At 60.9% G+C, this 20548-nt stretch carries 12 protein-coding genes; 4 read left to right on the top strand and 8 right to left on the bottom strand.

Translation table 11 applies throughout. The annotated features are described in order from the left end of the window. Positions 1-169: 169 nt before the first annotated feature. Together ccoG and mapR are read left to right on the top strand one after the other, a co-directional pair. The gene (gene ccoG, locus ACEN8Z_RS18645) at positions 170-1582 is read left to right on the top strand and encodes a cytochrome c oxidase accessory protein CcoG (RefSeq protein WP_495595205.1); all 1413 of its coding nucleotides are present in this window, start codon (positions 170-172) and stop codon (positions 1580-1582) included. Positions 1583-1783: 201 nt separating this feature from the next. Next, the gene (mapR, locus tag ACEN8Z_RS18650) at positions 1784-3193 is read left to right on the top strand and encodes a GntR family transcriptional regulator MpaR (protein WP_007999240.1); all 1410 of its coding nucleotides are present in this window, start codon (positions 1784-1786) and stop codon (positions 3191-3193) included. A gap of 149 nt (positions 3194-3342) precedes the next feature. Here mapR and ACEN8Z_RS18655 read toward each other — a convergent pair whose 3' ends face one another. From ACEN8Z_RS18655 to ACEN8Z_RS18690, 8 genes are all read right to left on the bottom strand, one after another. Then, positions 3343-4089, bottom strand: coding sequence for an SDR family oxidoreductase (locus ACEN8Z_RS18655; RefSeq protein WP_007999239.1), 747 nt, complete (start codon positions 4087-4089; stop codon positions 3343-3345). Positions 4090-4174: 85 nt separating this feature from the next. Continuing rightward, a complete protein-coding gene (locus ACEN8Z_RS18660) occupies positions 4175-6292 on the bottom strand; it encodes a putative bifunctional diguanylate cyclase/phosphodiesterase (protein WP_495595206.1) in 2118 nt (705 codons plus the stop codon). Positions 6293-6571: 279 nt separating this feature from the next. Then, positions 6572-8053: an efflux transporter outer membrane subunit gene (locus ACEN8Z_RS18665; RefSeq protein WP_495595207.1), complete on the bottom strand. Its 1482-nt coding sequence runs from the start codon at positions 8051-8053 to the stop codon at positions 6572-6574. Next, the gene (locus tag ACEN8Z_RS18670) at positions 8050-11157 is read right to left on the bottom strand and encodes an efflux RND transporter permease subunit (RefSeq protein ID WP_495595208.1); all 3108 of its coding nucleotides are present in this window, start codon (positions 11155-11157) and stop codon (positions 8050-8052) included. The genes ACEN8Z_RS18665 and ACEN8Z_RS18670 overlap by 4 nt, the downstream gene beginning before the upstream one ends. Before the next feature lie 148 nt (positions 11158-11305). After that, on the bottom strand, positions 11306-14401 hold the full coding sequence (locus tag ACEN8Z_RS18675; RefSeq protein WP_007996499.1) for an MdtB/MuxB family multidrug efflux RND transporter permease subunit: 3096 nt from the start codon (positions 14399-14401) through the stop codon (positions 11306-11308). Next, positions 14398-15714 carry an MdtA/MuxA family multidrug efflux RND transporter periplasmic adaptor subunit gene (locus ACEN8Z_RS18680; RefSeq protein WP_495595209.1) on the bottom strand — a complete coding sequence of 439 codons (1317 nt, stop codon included), beginning with the start codon at positions 15712-15714 and terminating at the stop codon, positions 14398-14400. The genes ACEN8Z_RS18675 and ACEN8Z_RS18680 overlap by 4 nt, the downstream gene beginning before the upstream one ends. 309 nt (positions 15715-16023) lie before the next feature. Next, entirely contained in the window at positions 16024-16524 is a 501-nt protein-coding gene (gene tpx / locus ACEN8Z_RS18685) for a thiol peroxidase (RefSeq protein ID WP_007996495.1), read from the bottom strand. 264 nt (positions 16525-16788) lie between these two features. Beyond that, positions 16789-17232 (bottom strand): SRPBCC family protein, encoded by a 444-nt coding sequence (locus ACEN8Z_RS18690; RefSeq protein ID WP_495595210.1) that lies wholly within the window; start codon positions 17230-17232, stop codon positions 16789-16791. 179 nt (positions 17233-17411) lie between these two features. On the opposite strand from ACEN8Z_RS18690, the gene ACEN8Z_RS18695 reads away from it, so the two are divergent. Together ACEN8Z_RS18695 and ACEN8Z_RS18700 are read left to right on the top strand one after the other, a co-directional pair. After that, positions 17412-17837: a YciI family protein gene (locus tag ACEN8Z_RS18695; RefSeq protein WP_007991867.1), complete on the top strand. Its 426-nt coding sequence runs from the start codon at positions 17412-17414 to the stop codon at positions 17835-17837. A gap of 344 nt (positions 17838-18181) precedes the next feature. Then, positions 18182-20536 (top strand): tetratricopeptide repeat protein, encoded by a 2355-nt coding sequence (locus tag ACEN8Z_RS18700; RefSeq protein ID WP_495595211.1) that lies wholly within the window; start codon positions 18182-18184, stop codon positions 20534-20536. Positions 20537-20548: the final 12 nt, after the last annotated feature.

A 20548-nucleotide genomic window follows, 5' to 3' on the forward strand; every position in this document is an offset into this window, starting at 1 on the left:
CTGTTCCGGATAGGTGTTTGTGCGTAACTGCGGCGGGTGCTTCAAGTTGTCGCAGACCGCGCGAACAGCGCCATCTGATCCGCTTTTTAATGCAATACCTGAGTCTGTTATGCAAACAGATCGGCGCTCATAGTGCTCATGCCTGATGGAGGCTGATGAGCGAAAGACCATGAGCGAGAGAATCCCCGTCCGAACCGTTGAAACATTCGAGCCTTCGCGTTTAAAGACGAAGGCCAAGTCCAGCGACAACCTGATCCACACCCGCAGCTTCACCGGACTGTTCCGCAACCTGCGGATCAGTGGCGCGGGTTTTCTGTTTTTGCTGTTTTTCGGCACCGTGTGGCTGAACTGGGGCGGCCGCCAGGCAGTGCTCTGGGATCTTTCCGAGAGCAAGTTCCATATCTTCGGTGCAACCTTCTGGCCGCAGGATTTCATCCTGCTCTCGGCGCTGTTGATCATTGCAGCGTTCGGCCTGTTTGCGATCACCGTGTTCGCGGGCCGGGTCTGGTGCGGCTACACCTGCCCACAGAGTTCGTGGACCTGGATCTTCATGTGGTGCGAGAAGATCACCGAAGGCGAACGCAACCAGCGGATCAAGTTGCAAGCCGCGCCGTGGGGCCTGAACAAACTGATGCGGCGCGCGGCCAAGCACACCTTGTGGCTGGCCATCAGCCTGCTGACCGGCCTGACCTTCGTCGGCTACTTCACGCCGATCCGGCCGTTGGCCGAAGAGCTGCTGACCTTTCAAATGAGCGGCGTCAGCCTGTTCTGGGTGCTGTTCTTTACTGGCGCCACGTACATCAATGCCGGTTGGCTGCGTGAAGCGGTGTGCATGCACATGTGCCCCTATGCGCGGTTCCAGAGCGTGATGTTCGATAAAGACACCCTGACCATTTCCTACGACGTGGCCCGAGGCGAAAACCGTGGCCCGCGCAAACGCGAGGTCAAGCCCGCCGAAGTCGGCCTGGGCGATTGCATCGATTGCCAGCTCTGCGTACAGGTCTGCCCGACCGGCATCGACATCCGCGATGGCTTGCAGATGGAATGCATCGGTTGCGCCGCGTGCATCGACGCCTGTGACTCGATCATGGACAAAATGGGCTACGCCCGGGGACTGATCAGCTACACCTCTGAACACCAGTTGCAAGGTGGCAAGACTCACCTGCTGCGTCCGCGCCTGATCGGCTACACCGCCGTATTGCTGGTGATGATTGCCGCGCTGGTGGTGGCGCTGGTGGAACGGCCAATGGTGTCGCTCGACGTCAGCAAGGACCGGGGCCTGTTCCGCGAGAACAGCCAGGGGCAGATCGAAAACATCTACAGTCTGAAGGTGATCAACAAGACCCAGCAGCGTCAGGACTATCAATTGAGCCTGGTCGCTGCCGATGACTTCGAGTTGCAGGGCAAGTCCGGCTTGAGTCTGGCACCGGGCGAGATCGTCGATGTGCCAGTGTCGGTGGTGATGCTCACAGAGCGTCCGGCCAGCAGTTCGCAGAGCATCAGCTTCAAGGTGGTCGACAGCGATGAGCCTGGCGTCTACAGCGTGGCGAAGAGCCGGTTTGTCGCGCCGATGAATCGCTGAGCCTTTACACTGCGGCCCTTGTGAAATGCGCTCCCCTGTGGCGAGGGGGCTTGTCGGATCGCCGCAACGCCCCGTTCGACTGCGCAGCAGTCGCCAACCAGTGAGCCAGATTCATTTGTATGAACTCAAGTAGGGGCTGCTACGCAGCCCGACGGGGGCAAGCCCCCTCGCCACATTGAATACCGACAATCCGGGGCTTAGATGAAACGCTACGAAAAATTCGCCGACGACATCGCAGAACTGATCCGCTCCGGCGTTCTCGGCCCGGGCCAGCGTGTGCCATCGGTGCGCTACGCCAGCCAGACCTACGGGGTCAGCCCGTCGACGGTGTTCCAGGCCTATTACCTGCTGGAACGACGCGGGCTGATCCGCGCCCGTCCACGCTCCGGCTACTTCGTCAACGCCCATGCGCCACGGCCGTTTTCCGAGCCGGTCATCAGCAGCCAGGTCAACGAGTCCACCGAAGTCGACGTCAGCGAACTGGTGTTCTCGGTGCTCGACTCGATCAAGGACCCGAACACCGTGCCTTTCGGCTCGGCGTTCCCCAGCCCGACGCTATTTCCGCTACAACGTTTATCCCGTTCCCTGGCCAGCGCCACCCGCGAGATGGACCCGCGCATGGTCGTCACCGACATGTCCCCCGGCAACCCGCAGTTGCGCCGACAAATCGCCCTGCGCTACATGGTCGGCGGGCTGATGCTGCCCATGGAGGAATTGCTGATCACCAACGGTGCGCTGGAAGCGCTGAACCTGTGCCTGCAAGCGGTCACTGAACCGGGCGATCTGGTGGCCATCGAAGCCCCGGCGTTCTACGCCTGCCTGCAAGTGCTCGAACGGCTGAAACTCAAAGCCGTGGAGATCCCGGTGCACCCGCGCGATGGCATTGACCTCGGCGTGCTCGAACAAACCCTGGAACGGTATCCGATCAAGGCCTGCTGGTGCATGACCAGCTTCCAGAACCCCATGGGCGCGACCCTGCCCGAGGCAAAGAAACAGCAGCTTGTGGAACTGCTGCGCCGCCATCAAGTGCCGCTGATCGAAGACGATGTCTACGCCGAGCTGTATTACGGTCAACAGGCACCGAAACCGGCCAAGGCATTCGATACCGAAGGCCTGGTGATGCATTGCGGCTCGTTCGCCAAAAGCCTGGCTCCCGGTTATCGCATCGGCTGGGTGGCTGCCGGTCGTTACGCGCAAAAAATCGAACGGCTGAAACTCATGACCTCGCTGTGCGCGTCGATGCCGGCCCAGGCGGCTATCGCCGATTACCTGCAACACGGCGGCTACGACCGGCATTTGCGTAAATTGCGCCACGCGCTGGAAGACCAGCAAAGCGCCATGCTCGCCGCCATCGCCCGGTATTTCCCGGCACAGACGCGGGTCAGCCAACCGGCAGGCGGGTACTTTTTGTGGCTGGAATTGCCGGAGCAGATGGACTCATTGAAGTTGTTTCAGATGGCGCTGGCGCAGGGGATCAGCATTGCGCCGGGGCCGATCTTTTCGCCGGCGCAGCGGTTCAGGAATTGTATTCGGTTGAATTATGGCAGCCCGTGGGATGAGGCTGCGGAGAAGGCGATGGAGACGTTGGGGCGGATTGTGCGGTCGTTCTGATAAACAGGCGTCGCCCGGTCAAATGCCTTCGCGGGCAAGCCCGCTCCCACAGGGTTACCTGGTGTACGCAAAGTCTGTGAACACCCGAGATTCCTTGTGGGAGCGGGCTTGCCCGCGAAGAGGCTGGCACTGACAACGCAAACCTCAGATCAACGTCCACCGCCGAGATCGACGAAAGTCCCCGTCGCATAAGAAGCCTTGTCCGACAACAACCAGACAATCGCCTCGGCCACTTCATCCGGCCGCCCGCCCCGGGCCATTGGAATCGCCGATTCCAGCTTGCTGACCCGATCCGGGTCGCCGCTCAGGGCATGGAAATCGGTGTAGATGTAGCCGGGACGCACGGCGTTGACGCGAATCCCCTCGCCCGCCACTTCCTTGGACAGGCCGATGGTGAAGGTGTCGAGCGCGCCTTTGGAGGTGGCGTAGTCGACGTACTCGTTGGGCGCGCCCAGACGCGCGGCCACCGAGGACACGTTGACGATACTGCCGCCCTGCCCGCCGTGCTTGGGCGACATGCGCAGGATCGCGTGCTTGGCGCAGAGGATCGGCGCCAGGACGTTGGTTTTCATGATTTTGAGAATGCGGAATTCGGACATTTCGTCGACCCGGGACTTTTGCCCGACGGTGCCGGCGTTGTTCACCAGTGCCGTGACCCGGCCCAGTTCACTGTCTACCCGATTGAACAGCGCGATGACTTCGTCTTCGATGCTGACGTCGGCCCGTACCGCAATGGCCTGCGCACCGAGCGCACGGACTTGCTCCAGCACGCGCAGTGCGGCCTGTTCGTCCGCCTGGTAGTTGATGCAGATCCGATAGCCCTGCGCAGCGGCCAACAGAGCGGTGGCGGCACCGATGCCGCGGCTGCCGCCGGTGATGACGATGACTTTGTCCATGCGAGCTTTCCCCCAATCAAAGCTTAAGCGGTCGGGGCCAAGAATAACCGCCATTGATGGTTTTTGCATGGCTTCACATCGCCTGTCATGTCATCGACATCTCGCGCTCCGAACGGGCTTTCAACTGCTCGACCAATTGCTCCCCGCGATGGATTTCCACCATGAAACCTTCGGGCGGCAGCGGATGCCCCAGCAGGTAACCCTGCAACGAATCGCAACCGAGTTGAGTCAGGAAGTCCTGCTGCACACCCGTCTCCACACCCTCGGCAACGATGCGCAACCCCAGCGCCTGGCCGAGGGCCACGATGGCCGATACGATGGCCGCGTCATCGCTGTCACGCTCCAGGTCCCGGACAAAACCGCGGTCGATCTTCAGCTCGTTGGCCGGCAGGCGCTTGAGGTACATCAGACTCGAATAGCCAGTGCCAAAATCGTCGATGGACAGGTCGACGCCCATGTCCGACAGCTCCTGAAGCACCGTCATGCTCGCATCGGCATCGCTCATGGCGGTGGTTTCAGTGATTTCCAGGGTCAGGCTGTTGGCCGGCAGATGGTGAGCCGCCAGGGCCTTGGCGACGCTCTGGACCAACCCGGAATGACAGAACTGGATGGCCGAAAGGTTCACCGCGATGCGCCACTCGGTGTAGCCCAGCACGTACCACTCGCGCATCTGGCGGCAGGCTTCATTGAGCACCCACTCGCCGATCGGAATGATCAGCCCGGTTTTTTCCGCCAGTTCGATGAATTTGTCCGGCAACAGCATCCCTTGAGTCGGGTGCTCCCAGCGCAACAAGGCCTCGGCGCCCACCGGGCGACCATTGGCGGCATCGAACTTGGGCTGGTAATGCAGGCTGAACTCCTGATGTTCCACGGCATTGCGCAGGTCCTGCAGCAATTGCAGCTGTTTGCGGGCGTTGTTGTTCATCGAGGCATCAAAAAAGCTGTAGCCGTTTTTACCCGCGCCCTTGGCGTGATACATCGCCGCGTCGGCGTTCATCAGCAATTCGTGGGCGGACTGTCCGTTACCCGGGTACAGCGCGATGCCGACGCTGGCGGAAATGTGCAAATCATGTTCGGCAACCCGGAACTCACGCGCAATCAACCCGACCTGACGGGCCGCGTGGTTCAAGGCGTCGATCTGTTCGTTCAATTGCACCAGCAACACGAACTCATCGCCGCCGATCCGCGCCAGGGTGTCCTGGCTGCGCAAGTCTTCGCGCAGGCGCAAGGCCACTTCGCGCAACAGCAGATCACCCATGTGGTGGCCAAAGGCATCGTTGACCGGTTTGAAGCCGTCCAGGTCGATGAACATCAGGGCAAAGCAACCACCCTCTTCCCTGACCCGCGACATGGCCTGATCGATTCGATCGGCGAGCAACATCCGGTTCGGCAACCCGGTTAGGGTGTCGTGCAGGGCCAGTTGGGTCAGTTCACGGTTGGCCTCGGTCAGCGACAGGGCCAGGCTCGCGGTGCGCGCCTCCAGGCGTGCATCGAGGATCGAGGTCAGCAAGGCGATGCTCAGCACCGCCAACGTGGTGATCAACACCAGGTTGTCCAGGCCCTTGCCGCTCAACCCATCGACCGCTGCGCCGCAAAAGCTGCCGTCGGCAAAGCGTGCGGCGGCCATTCCCGTGTAGTGCATGCCGACGATGGCGATGCCCATGATCACAGCGGCACCGCCACGGATCAGGCGGACATAAGGCGTGTGTTGGCGCAAACGGAAAGCGATCCACAATGCCGCGCCCGAAGCACCGACCGCAATCATCAGCGAAGCGCCGAACAGCGTCGGGTCGTAGTCGATGCCCGGTTGCATGCGCATGGCGGCCATGCCGGTGTAGTGCATCGCGCTGATGCCCGCGCCCATGACCAACGCGCCAAAGGCCAGCTGCCAGGCCGGCAATTGCGGCTGGCTGACCAGCCACAGCGCGAAACCGCTGGAGAGCACGCCGATCAACAGCGACAACAGGGTGATCGCGCCGTCGTAGCCAAGGTCGATGGGCAACTTGAACGCGAGCATGCCGATAAAGTGCATCGACCAGATGCCGATGCCCATGGCAATGGCTCCACCCGCGGTCCATAAATGCACGGCGCGCCCCTTGGCGGTGGCAATGCGCCCGGTCAGGTCGAGTGCAGTGTATGAGGCGAGAATCGCGACACAGAGCGAAATGATGACCAGGGTGGGGGAATAGCTACCGATGAGCATGGAGACTTCTCGCGAATGCCCCCGTTAATGGTATCGATTCTCGCCGGGGGAAAATGCGGCGATTGTACTGATTCCGAATGAGAACGCACTCACAAAATGAGCAAAGGGCCATCAGTCCGATGAAACGTCTGTTTTAAGGTTTTACATTAACTCGCGTCAAGCTGCTGGCGCCACAAAACCTGTAGGAGCGAGCTTGCTCGCGATTGCGGTGGGTCAGGCAACATCCATGCTTAATGTGACGCAGCCATCGCGAGCAAGCTCGCTCCCACAGGGATTACGCTATCGGTTTTCGCTCACCTCAAGCTGCCCATCCCAGCCACCCCCCAACGCGGCAATCAACTGCACGCTGGCAATCAGGCGGCTTTGCAACAGGTCCAGGTTACTGCGCTCGTTGCTCAACGCCGCCGCCTGGGTCACGACCACATCGATGTACGCAATCAAACCGGCCTTGTACTGGTTCTGGGTCAGGCGCAGCGATTCACGGGCGGCATCCAGTGCCTGTTGGCGCACGACGGCTTCGTCCTGGAGCACCTTGAGTTGCACCAGGAAGTTTTCCACTTCGCGGAATCCGTCCAGCACGGTCTGGCGGTACTTGGCCACGGTTTCGTCATAGGCCGCTTCACTGCGGTCGACTTCCGCCGAGCGCTGGCCGCCGTCGAACAGGGTCATGGCCAATTGCGGTCCTACCGACCAGAAGCGGTTCGGCAAGCTGATCCAGTTGGAATAGGTGCTGCTGCTATAACCGCCGTTCATGTTCAAAGTCAGGTCAGGGTAATAGGCGGCCTTGGCCACGCCGATGTTGGCGTTGGCTGCCATCACCGAGCGTTCGGCGGAAGCGATGTCCGGGCGACGCTCCAGCAACTGCGAAGGCAGTGCCGACGGTATTTGCGGCAACTGCGGAATGTCCTGGCTTTCCGCCAGGCTGAATTCCGCCGGCGGCAAGCCGATCAGCACGGCAATCGCATTCTCGAACTGTGCGCGTTGCCAGATCAGGTCGACCAGATCGGCTTCGGTGCCTTTGAGCTGTGTCTGGGCCTGGGCCACGGCGTCCTTGCCGGATACGCCGGCGCGGTACTGGTTTTCGGTCATCTTCAGCGACCGCTGATAAGCCGAGACCGTGTCTTCGAGCAGGCGCTTCTGGCCATCGATCACACGCAATTGCAGGTAATTCTGCACCAGCTCCGACTGTTGGCTCAGGCGCATCGCGGCCAGGTCGGCAAAGCTTGCCTGGGCATTGGCGGTATCGGCTTCGAGGCCACGGCGCAGCTTGCCCCACACATCCGCCTCCCAACTGACGCCCGCCTGGGCCGAGTACGTATTGCGAATACCGCTGGACGAACTGCTCAGGCTGGAGCTGCTGCTACCGGTGCCCTGACTTGAACGGTTCTTGCTGACATTCAGGTCGACCGTCGGGAAAAACGCCCCTCGGGCACTGCGCACCAGCGCCTGGGCCTGACGGTACTGGGCCTCGGACTGGGCGACGGACTGGTTGGCGCTGTTGAGCTTTTCGATCAGGCCGTTGAGCTGCTGATCGCCATACAACTCCCACCATGCACCACGAGCCAGGGCATCACTCGGGTTCGCCTGACGCCAGCCCTCTGCGGCCTTGTACTGTGCCGGTTCGGCGGTGTGCGGGCGCTGGTAATCCGGGCCGACGGCGCAGGCACTGAGCATCGCCACACACAGTGTCAGGCTCAACAGACGCGAGCCTCGAGCCGTGATCAGCGGTGCAGCCAGGTTGAAAAGCGAACGTTCAGTCATAGCGGAGTTTCCAGAGCGGCATCGGTACGCACCCCACGCCATTTATTGAAGCGATGGCGCAGTTTGTCGAGATAGAGGTAAACCACCGGAGTGGTGTAAAGCGTCAATACCTGGCTGAAGATCAGCCCGCCGATGATGGTCAGGCCCAGCGGCTGGCGCATTTCCGCCCCTTCGGCGCGGCTCAGCAGCAACGGCAAGGCACCGAGGATCGCCGCCAGGGTGGTCATCAGAATAGGTCGCAAACGTTGCAAACAGGCGCTGCGAATCGATTCCAGCGGTGCCATGCCCTGGTGTCGTTCAAGCTGCAACGCCAGGTCGATCATCAGAATGGCGTTTTTCTTCACCACGCCGATCAGCAGAAACAGCCCCAGCAACGAAATCAGGCTGAACTCGCCGCCCAGCGCATAGATCGACAGCAACGCGCCGACCCCGGCCGACGGCAAGGTCGACAGGATGGTCAGTGGATGAATGTAGCTTTCGTACAGCACCCCCAGCACCAGATACACCGCCACCAAAGCGCCGAGAATCATGAACGGCTGGCTTTTTTGCGTGGCGGCAAAGGCATCGGCGGTGCCGGCCATCTTCACGATCACGTCTTCCGGCAAGCCCACCTTGGCGATCGCCCGCTCGATGGCGGCTGTACCCTGCGCCACCGTCACGCCTTCGGCCATGTCGAAGGCAATGCTTTCCGAAGCGAACTGGCCCTCGTGGCTGACCCGGTCGTCTTCCAGGCTGTTTTCGTAATGGGCGATGGTCGACAGCGGGATCCGCGCGCCGTCAGCGGTGATCACCTGGACCTGCTTGAGGGTGATCGGGTCCTGGGCGTACTTCGGGTTGACCTCCATCACCACCTGATACTGGTTGAGGCTGTCGTAGATGGTCGAAATTTGCCGCTGACTGTAGGCGTTGTTCAGCACTGCCGTGACCATGTCCATGTCGACACCCAGGCGCTTGGCCTGGTCGCGGTCGACAATCAGGGTCACTTGCCGGGCACCCCGGCCTTCCCGCGCATCAATCGCCGTCAGCTCCGGCAAGGCCCTGAGCGCGGTGACGACTTTCGGATACCACTCGCGCAACGCCCCCAGATCCCCGCTCTGCAGAATGTACGAGTATTGCGAGGTGGTCTGCTCACGACCGCCACCGAATTGCAGGTCCTGGTCGGCCATGAGCATCAGTTGTGCGCCGGGAACCTTGGGCATTTCCTTGCGCAGACGTTCGATGACTTTCTGCGCGGAAATGTTGCGTTCCTTGATCGGCTTCAGGCGCACCAGCATGAAGGCGTTGTTGGTACCGTTGTTGCCGCCAATGAAGCCGGCGACGCTTTCTACCGCCTCGTCCTTCAACACCGCACGGCGGAAAATCTCCATCTTCGGCTGCATGACGCTGAAGGACAGGCCATCGTCGCCGCGCACGAAACCGATCAGCTGTCCGGTATCCTGTTGCGGCATAAATGTTTTAGGAACAATGACATACAGCGCAATGTTGACACCGATTGTTACGAACAGACTGAGCAACGTCAGGCGCTTGTGACGCAACACCCAGTCGAGGCTGGTGGCGTATTTGCCGACCATCCAGTCGTTGGTCCGCTGGCTCCAGCGTTGCAGGCGGTTCTCCTGCCCCGGCGTGTGCGGCTTGAGCCAGCGGGCGCAGAGCATCGGCGTCAGGGTCAACGACACCAGCAGCGACACCACGATGGCGGCCGCCAGGGTGATGGAAAACTCGCGGAACAGGCTTTCAATAATCCCGCCCATGAACAGGATCGACAGGAACACCGCCACCAGCGACACGTTCATTGACAGCAAGGTAAAGCCGACTTCCTGGGCACCGAGGTACGCGGCCTTCATTGGCCGCACGCCTTCGTCGATGTGCCGGGAAATGTTCTCCAGCACCACGATGGCATCGTCCACCACCAACCCGGTGGCCAGGATCAATGCCATCAGCGACAGGTTGTTCAGCGAAAAACCGTAGAGGTACATCACGGCAAAGGTGCCGACCAGCGACACCGGCACCGCCAGGGTCGGGATCAGCGAGGCGCGGAAGTTACCGAGGAACAGGAACACCACCAGAATCACCAGGGCCACGGCGATCAGCAGGGTCATTTCCGCTTCGTGCAGCGTCGCCTTGATCACCGGCGAGCGGTCCATGGCCAGGTTCAGCTTGACGCTGGCCGGCAACACCGCCTGCAACGCCGGCAACTGGGCCTTGATCTCGTTGACCGTCTCGATGATGTTGGCGCCGGCTTGCCGGTTGATCACCAGCAATACCGCTGCGTCATCGTTGAAGAAACCACTGTTGTAGCGGTCCTCGACGCCATCGCTGACCTTCGCCACGTCCTTCAGGCGCAGGGCCGCACCGCCGTTGTAGTGGATGATCAGTGACTCGTAGTCCTTGGCTTTTTCCAGCTGGTCGTTGGCCTGGACCTGCCACAGCCGTTGATCGTCTTCCACCGAGCCCTTGGGCCGGCGTACGTTGGCATTGGCGATGGTGTTGCGCACATCGTCCAGGGCCACGCCGTACTGGTTCAGCGACTGCGGTTCGAGTTCGATACGCACCGCTGGCAGGGAACTGCCGCCGATCTGTACCTCACCGACGCCCTGCACCTGGGACAGGCTCTGGGACAGAATCGTCGAGGCCAGGTCATAGAGCTGGCCTTTTTCCAGCACATCGGACGTCAGCGACAGCACCATGATCGGCGCCTGGGACGGATTGACCTTCTTGTAGGTCGGCATGCTGCGCATCCCGCTGGGCAGCAGGTTACGCGAGGCGTTGATGGCCGCCTGCACTTCCCGCGCCGCGCCGTTGATGTCGCGGTCGAGGTCGAATTGCAGGATCACCCGGGTCGAGCCCTGGCTGGAGCGGCTGCTCATGGTGTTGACCCCGGCAATGGCGCCGAAGGAACGCTCCAGCGGCGTGGCCACGGTCGACGCCATGACCTCGGGGCTGGCCCCGGGCAGGCTGGCTTGCACCACGATCACCGGAAAGTCCATCTGTGGCAGCGGTGATACGGGCAGCAAACCGAAGCTCACGCCGCCCAGCAGCATGATCGCCAGGCTCAACAGCATGGTGGCGACCGGGCGCTTGATGAAAGGTCCCGAGAGATTCATCGATGACTGCTCCCGGCACCAACCCGAGAGCCCTGCTGCCCCCATGTAGGAGCGAGCCTGCTCGCGATAGCGGTGTATCGGCCAGCAATGATGTTGAACGAACGGGCCTCATCGCGAGCAGGCTCGCTCCTACAGGTTATGCAGGCCGTCATACCGCCGTCTCCTGAGCGCCGGTCTTGCCAAAGCGCCGACCGAGACGATCGAAATACAGGTAAATCACCGGCGTAGTGAACAGCGTCAGAATCTGGCTCAGCAACAGGCCGCCGACCATTACCAGACCCAGCGGCTGGCGCAGTTCCGCGCCGGAACCGGTGGCCAGCATCAACGGCACCGCACCGAACAACGCGGCCAGGGTGGTCATCAGGATCGGCCGGAAACGCAGCAATGCCGCCTGATAGATCGCCGTTTGCGGGTCCATGCCCTGATTGCGCTCGGCGTCCAGGGCGAAGTCGATCATCATGATCGCGTTCTTCTTCACGATGCCGATCAGCAGGATGATGCCGATGATCGCAATCATGCCCAGGTCGTTGCCGCTGAGGATCAACGCCAGCAAGGCGCCCACCGCCGCCGAAGGCAAGGTCGAAAGAATGGTGATCGGGTGGATGTAGCTCTCGTAGAGCACGCCCAGCACGATGTACATGGTCACCACCGCCGCCAGAATCAGCAGCAAGGTGCTCGACAGCGAGGCCTGGAAGGCTTCGGCTGCGCCCTGAAACTGGGTTTGCACGCCAATCGGCATGCCGATGTCCTTCTGCACCTGCTCGATGATCTGCACCGCATGCCCCAACGCCACGCCGGGCGCGAGGTTGAAGGACATCATCACCGCCGGGAACTGGCCGATGTGGGTGATCGCCAATTGCGCCTGGCGTTCCTCGATATGCGCCAGGCTGGACAGGCGTACCTGACCGCCGTCAGTGGTCTTGACGTGAATCTGGTTCAGCGCATCCGGGCCGATCTTCTCGCCGGACTGCGATTGCAGCACCACGCGGTACTGGCTCGCCTGGGTGTAGATCGTGGAAATCTGCCGCTGACCAAAGGCGTCGTACAACGCATCGGTGATGTTCGACACCGATACACCGACCCGCGACGCCGCATCGCGGTCGATCACCAGATAAACCTGCAGACCCTTGTCCTGCAGATCGCTGGCAACGTCGGTCAATTCCGGCCGTTCGGCCAAGGCTTCGACCAGACGCTTGCTCCACAGGCTCAGCAACTCCGAGTCCGGCGACGACATGCTGAACTGGTACTGCGTACGGCTGACCCGGTCCTCAATGGTCAGGTCCTGCACAGGCTGCATGAACAGGCGGATGCCGACCAGTTTGTCCAGCTCCGGTTGCAGGCGGGCAATCACTTGCGTTGCGCTCAGGTCGCGGTCGTGGTGCGACTTGAGGTTGATCAGCAACCGACCGCTGTTGAGGGTCGAGTTGTCGCCATCCACGCCAATATAGGAGGACAGGCTCTCGACGGCCGGGTCGGCCAGAATGACCTTGGCCAGTTCCTGTTGGCGCGCGCTCATGGCGGCGAAGGAAATCGACTGCGGCGCTTCGGAAATGCCCTGGATAACGCCGGTGTCCTGCACCGGGAAGAAGCCCTTGGGCACCATCATGTAAAGGAAAACCGTCAGCGCCAAGGTGCCGATGGCCACCATCAAGGTCAGCGGCTGATGTTTGAGCACCCACTGCAACTTACGACCGTAGGCGGCGATCATCCAGTCGATGAACGCACCGCTGGCGCGGTAGAAACGGCCCTGCTCTGCTTCCCTGGGTTCACGCTTGAGCAACCGCGCGCACATCATCGGCGTCAGGGTCAGGGAAACGACCAGGGAAATCAGGATCGCCACCGCCAGGGTGATGGCGAACTCGCGGAACAAGCGCCCGACCACGTCCGCCATGAACAGCAGCGGGATCAGCACGGCGATCAGCGACAAGGTCAGGGATATCAAGGTGAAGCCGATCTGCTTGGCGCCCTTGAGCGCAGCGTTCAACGGGCTGTCGCCTTCCTCGATGAATCGGGAAATGTTCTCCAGCATGACGATCGCGTCGTCCACCACGAAACCGGTGGCGATGGTCAGGGCCATCAGGGTCAGGTTGTTGACCGAGAACCCGGCCAGGTACATCACGCCGAACGTGCCGATCAGCGACAGCGGCACGGCCACCGACGGAATGATCGTGGCGCTGGCGCGACGCAGGAAAAGGAAGGTGACCATGACCACCAGGGCGATGGCGATCAGCAGTTCGTGCTGCACGTCCTTGACCGAGGCGCGGATGGTCTGGGTGCGGTCGGTCAGCACCACCACGTCGAGGCCGGCCGGCAGGTTGTCGGTGATGCTCGGCAACAGGGCCTTGATCCGGTCCACCACCTCGATCACGTTGGCGCCGGGCTGACGCTGGATGTTCAGCAGTACCGCCTGATTCTCATTGGCCCATGCCGCCAGGCGTTCATTCTCGGCACCGTCGACGATTTCTGCCACGTCCTTGAGCCGCAGCGGCGCGCCATTGGCGTAGGCCAGGATCAGGTTGGCGTAGTCCTTGGGAGAGGTCAGTTGATCGTTTGCATCGAGCATCGAGACCCGGGTCGGGCCGTCGAAGTTGCCCTTGGGCTGGTTGACGTTGGAGGCACCGATCAGCGTGCGCACGTCCGACAGGTTCAAGCCATTGGCCGCCAAAGCCTCTGGGTTGACCTTGATCCGCACGGCCTGACGCTGGCCGCCGGCAATGCTGACCATGCCGACGCCGCTGATCTGGGCGATTTTCTGCGCCATGCGCGTATCGACCAGATCATTGAGTTTGGGCAGCAACATGGTTTTGGAGGTGATGGCCAGGGTCAGCACCGGCGTGTCGGCCGGGTTGACCTTGTTGTACACCGGCGGTGCCGGCAGGTCCTTGGGCAGCAAGTTGGTCGCGGCGTTGATCGCCGCCTGCACTTGTTGCTCGGCCACGTCCATGTTGATGTCGAGACTGAAACGCAGGGTCAGCACCGACGCACCGCCGGAACTGGTGGAGGCCATTTGCGTCAGGCCGGGCATTTGCCCGAACTGCCGCTCGAGCGGCGCAGTCACCGCGCTGGTCATGACATCCGGGCTGGCGCCGGGGTACAGAGTCATGACGCGAATGGTCGGGTAATCGACCTGGGGCAATGCCGACACCGGCAACAACCGATAGGCGATCACACCGGCCAGGATAATGGCCAGCATGCTCAGCGTGGTGGCTACCGGGCGAAGGATGAACAGCCGCGAGAGATTCATGCGCCGCCCTTTTTCGCCTTGTCAGTGGTCGCAGGCTCGGCCGCGTTGGCCGCCGACTTGCCTTGCAGGTGTTCGGTCGGCGTGGCCGGCACGTCCTGGCTGTCGTTGACCACTTCCACGTCACTGCCGTCCTTCAGGCGGTCGGTGCCCTCCAGTACGACCCGCTCGCCCACCGCCAGGCCTTCGGTGACCACGGTGTTCAGGCCGTCACTGGCGCCGACTTTCAACTGACGGATCTTGACCTTCTTGTCACCGTCCAGGGCATAGACGAACGTGCCATTAGTGCCGAACTGGATCGCGGCGGACGGTGCGAGTACTACGTTTTTGAGGGTGTCGGCCAGCAGGCGCACATTGACGAACTGGTTGGGGAACAGCGACTGATCGCTGTTCTCATAACGGGCTTTGAACTTGAGGGTGCCGGTGGTGACGTCGATCTGGTTATCCAGGCTCTGCAATACGCCGGTCGCCTGCAATTTGGTATCCCCCCGATCCCAGGCTTCAGCCGGCAATTTGGCGCCGCTGCGATAACGGGCGAGTACGGTGTCGAGGCTGTTTTCCGGCAGAGTGAAGGCCACGCTGATCGGTTGGGTCTGGGTGATGATCGCCAATGCTGTGGTGTCGTTGGCGGCTACCAGGTTGCCGACGTCCAGTTGACGCAGGCCGACGCGACCGGTGATTGGCGCGCGGATCCTGGTGAATTCGAGGTTGAGCCTGGCATCGTTGACGGCGGCCTGATTGGTCTTGACCGTGCCCTGGAATTGACCGACCAGCGCTTCGGCGGTGTCCAGGGTCTGTTTGGCAATACTGTCTTCCTTGTAGAGGCCGCGATAACGCTCGACATCGACCTGAGCGTTCTTCAACTGCGCCTGATTCTGCAGCAAGGTGCCTTCGGCCTGAAGCAAGGCATTCTGGTAAGGGCGCGGGTCGATTTCGGCCAGCAGGTCACCGGCCTTGACCATCTGCCCTTCTTCGAAATAGATCTTGACCAGCTCACCGCCGACGCGGCTGCGGACATTGATGGTGTTCAGTGCCGTGACCGTGCCCAGCGCCTTGAAATACAGCGGGAAGTCACCCTTGATTGCAGGAGCCACTCGCACCGGCACCGGCCCGGACGCGCCACCGAATCCAGGGCGCATCCCGCCTGACCTGCCGGTATGCCCGGCGACGGCTTTCTGCCCCGCAGCCTCTTTGGGTGCAGCGCTGCCGGGCCAGAATTTCCAGCACAAGGCGGCGATGACCAGCAGGACAAGCAGGCCGAACAGCCAGCGACGAGGACTACGGGAAGCGGAGGATTGCATTGAGTGATCAACCATTGGGCGCGTGGGCTTCTTTTACATGAGGCTGAACGATAAGCACTGGCGGGTTTTAAGCAAAGCGCCTTTACCGGCAATTTACTTTCGGCTTACAGAACAGGAGTTTTCTGTAAGACACTGAAGCACAAATGAAAACGGCCTGGACAGAGGGTAATGCCGCTCAGCGCAGGAGCGAGCTTGCTCGCGATGGTCGTTAACGATGCCGCGTGTTTATTGACTAAACGCAGCGTTCTCGAGTCCATCGCGAGCAAGCTCGCTCCTACAACAGCATTATTGACAGCGGGGGTGTTAACAATTGTAAAGACGTACTTACTTCAGAACAGCAAGTGCCGCTTCGTAGTTCGGCTCGTCAGCGATTTCGCCAACCAGCTCGCTGTGCAGTACGTTGTCGTTCTCGTCCAGAACCACGACGGCACGAGCGGTCAGGCCTTTGAGCGGGCCGTCAGCGATGGCCACGCCGTAGTTCTGGATGAACTCGGCGCCGCGCAGGGTCGACAGGTTCTGTACGTTTTCCAGGCCTTCGGCGCCGCAGAAGCGAGCTTGGGCGAATGGCAGGTCAGCGGAGATGCACAGCACGACAGTGTTGTCGACGCTGCCGGCCTTGGCGTTGAACTGGCGCACCGAGGTGGCGCAGGTCGGGGTGTCGATACTTGGGAAGATGTTCAGTACTTTGCGCTTGCCGGCAAAGTCTTTCAGGGTGACGTCGGACAGATTGCCCGCAACCAGGGAAAAGGCTGGCGCCTTGGAACCGGCTTGTGGCAGTTGGCCGTTGACTTGAACCGGGTTGCCTTTAAGAGTGACTTGAGCCATGAACGGAGTCCTTCTGACGTTGGTGTGGAGAATTTTGACGAGGCCGAAGTTAACCACGAAATTGTCCGACGACCTATGGCCAAACATAAATTGTCATGTATCAGCGCACAAAACTGGATACAAGCGCTTTCTCACTCACTACAAGACCCTGTGGGAGCGGGCTTGCCCGCGAATACGGCAGCACATTCAGCATCGCAGTGACTGACAGATCGCTTTCGTCGGAGCGCCGCCCCGAACAAGCCCGCTCCCACAGGAACAACGGTGTTATTTGAGCAACTCCAGCATATTGCGATGTCGCGCCTCGAAAATCCGCCGCATGTAGCCATTGACCAGCAACCACTCCAGGGGAGCACCCCCCAATGCCGAGTAGGTGACCCGGTCGGTATATAGCGTACCGCCCTCGCCTGCTGCGACCCGATGTTCGTGACGAAAGGCACGCATCGGCCCCTTGAGCATTTCGTCGATGAAATGCATTTCGCCGACTTCACGGATCACCACCGTCCAGTTCATTGGAATCACGTTGAACATCCAGTGGCGAAAGCGAAATTTCCGCCCGGCTTCAATCCGCAAAAGACTCAGGTCGACATTACCCAGTGGGGTGATGCGCTCAGGGAAAATCTTCGGGAAGTTGATGCCTTCCAGGCAAAAGTCGAGGACGTCTTCAGGCATACGACCGGGAATGAGCGTAGTGAGCTGCAAGGTTGGCATAGGGGACACATTCCTTTGGTCAGTAAACGAATGGGACAGAAATACCGTGTAGTGAAGTGGAAGTCGAAAATAAATCTGCCATGGTGTCACCTACGACAATTTTGTTCAGCGTGCTGTCGATTTGCACCGCAGCCATTCGACCATTGAGCGAGTCATTCAATTACAACGGAGACATCACCATGCGATTCATGATCATCATCAAAGCCAGCCAGGAATCCGAAGCCGGGGTCATGCCCAGCCAAGAGCTGCTGACGGCCATGGGCAACTACAACGAAGAACTGGTCAAGGCCGGCATCATGCTCGCGGGCGAAGGCCTGCACCCGAGCAGCAAAGGCGCTCGTGTAAAGTTTTCAGGAGACAAACGCTCGGTGATCGACGGTCCCTTCATCGAAACCAAGGAACTGATTGCCGGTTTCTGGTTATGGAAAGTGAAGTCCAGGGAAGAAGCCATCGAATGGGTCAAGCGCTGTCCCAACCCGATGCCGGGTACCGAGGCCGAGATCGAGATTCGCCAGGTGTTTGAGGCCGAGGACTTTGGCGCCGAGTTCACGCCGGAACTGCGCGAGCAGGAAGAGCGGGTTTGGGAGCAGGCGAAGAAAAACTGATGGGCGCTGACTGAATCGGCCACCTCCTAAGCACGCGAACAACGGTGACCGTGAGGCCTGGGTCAGGGATATTCGCGAGGTGATGCGCGGGGATGCGGGGAATCCGTATTACCGATGGTTTGTCGGGGGAGTGATGCGGTGTCCTGGCGGCCGCTATCGCGGGCAAGCCCGCTCCCACAGGGGATTTGTGGCGCTCACAGACCCAGTGTGGGAGCGAGCTTGCTCGCGATGGGGCCATCAGCTTCACAGCACCTGCCATTTGACACACACCAGCCATCCGGCAAAGCTGCATCGAGCGTCAACGCGCGCCGCAAGGCAATCGCACCTGGACCATGGAAGTCGTGATGCCGAAACATAAAAATAAAGCTGCAACCCCAAACCCTGATTCGCCACCGCCCCTGATCAAGCGTTATCTGTTCCCTGTCACCATCGGCATCCTGCTCCTGGCCGTGGCGGGCATCGGCTGGTTTTTGCAGAGCAGCACTCCGGCGCCACTCAAGCCTGCTCCCGTCAGTACACCTGCCGTGCAACCGGCCAAACCGCAACCGGTCGCTATCGCGCCGGCGAAAATGGTCGATGAGCAACAATGCCTGGGCTGCCACGGCGAGCAGGTCAAGGACTGGCAAGGCTCCCATCATCAATTGGCGATGCAGGAGGCCAACGTCGAAACGATGCTCGGCGACTTCAATAACGTCACTTTCAGGGCCGAAAAAGAGGCCACGGTGTTCTCGCGCAAAGGCGACGAATTCTGGGTCAACACACCGGGTATCAATGGCAAGAATGCCGACTTCAAGGTCGCTTACACCTTTGGCGTTGCCCCGTTGCAGCAATACTTGATCGAGGTCGGCGAAGGTCGGCTACAGGCCCTCGGCGTGGCCTGGGATACCGAGAAGCAGCGCTGGTTTCACCTTTACTCGGGCCTGGGGGTGACCTTCAAGAACCCGCTCCACTGGAGCAAACCCAGCCAAAACGCCAACTTCATGTGCGTCGAGTGTCACACCACCGGTTACAAGCGCAATTTCGATGCGGCAAAAAACACCTTCGACAGCCACTGGAACAGCCTCGGTGTCGGCTGTCAGGCCTGCCATGGCCCGGCGTCCAGTCACCTGGAGTGGACCGCGAAGAAAACCGACCTGATCCATGCCGGATTTGCCGTCGACCTCAAGGACAGGAACGCCACCGTGGAAATCGAAACCTGCGCCCGCTGCCACTCACGCCGCGCACCGCTGGACGACGGTTACACGGTTGGCAAGCGCCTGATGGACGACTATCTGCCAAGCGTCCTGACCCGCGAGCTGTATGCGCTGGACGGCAAGATCAAGGACGAAGTGTTCGAACACGGCTCCTTTGCCCAGAGCAAAATGTTCGACAAGGGCGTGCGTTGCAGCAACTGCCACAACCCTCACAGCACGCAGCTAAGGGCGCCGGGCAACGGTCTGTGCCTGCAATGCCACAACACCGCCGGCAAAACCAACGTGGAAGGCGTCGACGGCAAAGGCCTGCAAGCGAAAAACTACGATTCCATCGAACACACCCGCCACACCATGGGCCAACCGGGTTCGCAGTGCGTGGATTGCCACATGCCCGGAAAATTCTACATGGGCAACGACTTCCGGCATGACCACAGCTTCAGCATTCCCAATCCCGAGCGGGCGAAAAAACTCGGTACGCCGGACGCTTGCCTGACCTGCCACCAGGGCAAGGACGGCGACAAAATCACCGGGCAATTCAAGCTGTGGAATACCGCCAGTACCCCGCAAGCCCCGCGCTACGACGAAAGCCTGTGGCTGATTCGCAACGGCCAGCCCGGCGCGGCGCAAGCCTTGTACGAGCAGTTGCAACGCAGCAATCTGCCGGCTATTCAACGGGCGACCCTGCTGGCCGAATTGCCGATGTACCCCAGCGAACAGGCGTTGAAACTGGCGACCAGGGATCTGGGCAATCCGGCCCCGCAAGTACGTGAAAGCGCCATCCGGGCGATCAGTGCTTTCCTGCCGCCAGCAGAGCGTGCACAGCTATTGACGCCGTTGCTGAGTGACCCGGTGAAAGCCGTGCGCATTGCCGCAGCCCGGGACTTGCTCAGCGTGGCGCGCAACGGTCTGGGCGGCGCCCAGAACAGCTGGAATGCCGCCATTGCCGAGTACGAAACGGTGCAGAAAAGCCTGGCCGAACGCGGCGAAGCCAATCTCAACCTGGCGATGCTGTATCAGGCCAGTGGTCGTGGTGGTGATGTCGAAGGCCTGCTGCGAACTGCGCTCCAGCGCGATCCGGACTTCTACCCGGCACTGGTAACGCTGGTGCAATGGCTGGAAGCCAACGGCCGCGCTCAGGAAGCCCAGGCGCTAATGGCGCAAAGCCTCAAGGAACACCCGGACGCCGCCCTGCTGCAACACACCCAGGGTCTGTCGCTGGTACGCGCGGGCAAAGCCGACCAGGCCATGCCGTTCCTGCGCAGAGCCGCGCAATTGGAACCGCAGAGCCCGCAGTACGGCTACGTGCTGGCGGTGGCCCTGCATGACAGTGGCAAGGTGGATGCCGCGTTCGAGGAGCTGGAAAGGTTATTGAAAGTTCAGCCGGCCAACCGCAATGCGCGGCTGTCGCTGATCCAGTACTACCTCGACAACGGACAGGAACCGAAGGCCCAGGTGCTGCTGCAAGGTTGGAAGAAAATCAACATGGGGGATCCGGCGTTGAAATGACGGGAGACTCTT

This window comes from Pseudomonas sp. Pseusp10, from assembly GCF_059492225.1.

Coding starts and splice junctions, on each gene's coding strand:
- ACEN8Z_RS18690 (WP_495595210.1), bottom strand. CDS start 17,232: ATGCCAACCTTGCAGCTCACTACGCTCATTCCCGGTCGTATGCCTGAA.
- ACEN8Z_RS18680 (WP_495595209.1), bottom strand. CDS start 15,714: ATGGTTGATCACTCAATGCAATCCTCCGCTTCCCGTAGTCCTCGTCGC.
- ACEN8Z_RS18695 (WP_007991867.1), top strand. CDS start 17,412: ATGCGATTCATGATCATCATCAAAGCCAGCCAGGAATCCGAAGCCGGG.
- ACEN8Z_RS18660 (WP_495595206.1), bottom strand. CDS start 6,292: ATGCTCATCGGTAGCTATTCCCCCACCCTGGTCATCATTTCGCTCTGT.
- tpx (WP_007996495.1), bottom strand. CDS start 16,524: ATGGCTCAAGTCACTCTTAAAGGCAACCCGGTTCAAGTCAACGGCCAA.
- ACEN8Z_RS18665 (WP_495595207.1), bottom strand. CDS start 8,053: ATGACTGAACGTTCGCTTTTCAACCTGGCTGCACCGCTGATCACGGCT.
- ACEN8Z_RS18675 (WP_007996499.1), bottom strand. CDS start 14,401: ATGAATCTCTCGCGGCTGTTCATCCTTCGCCCGGTAGCCACCACGCTG.
- ACEN8Z_RS18700 (WP_495595211.1), top strand. CDS start 18,182: ATGCCGAAACATAAAAATAAAGCTGCAACCCCAAACCCTGATTCGCCA.
- ACEN8Z_RS18670 (WP_495595208.1), bottom strand. CDS start 11,157: ATGAATCTCTCGGGACCTTTCATCAAGCGCCCGGTCGCCACCATGCTG.
- ACEN8Z_RS18655 (WP_007999239.1), bottom strand. CDS start 4,089: ATGGACAAAGTCATCGTCATCACCGGCGGCAGCCGCGGCATCGGTGCC.
- mapR (WP_007999240.1), top strand. CDS start 1,784: ATGAAACGCTACGAAAAATTCGCCGACGACATCGCAGAACTGATCCGC.
- ccoG (WP_495595205.1), top strand. CDS start 170: ATGAGCGAGAGAATCCCCGTCCGAACCGTTGAAACATTCGAGCCTTCG.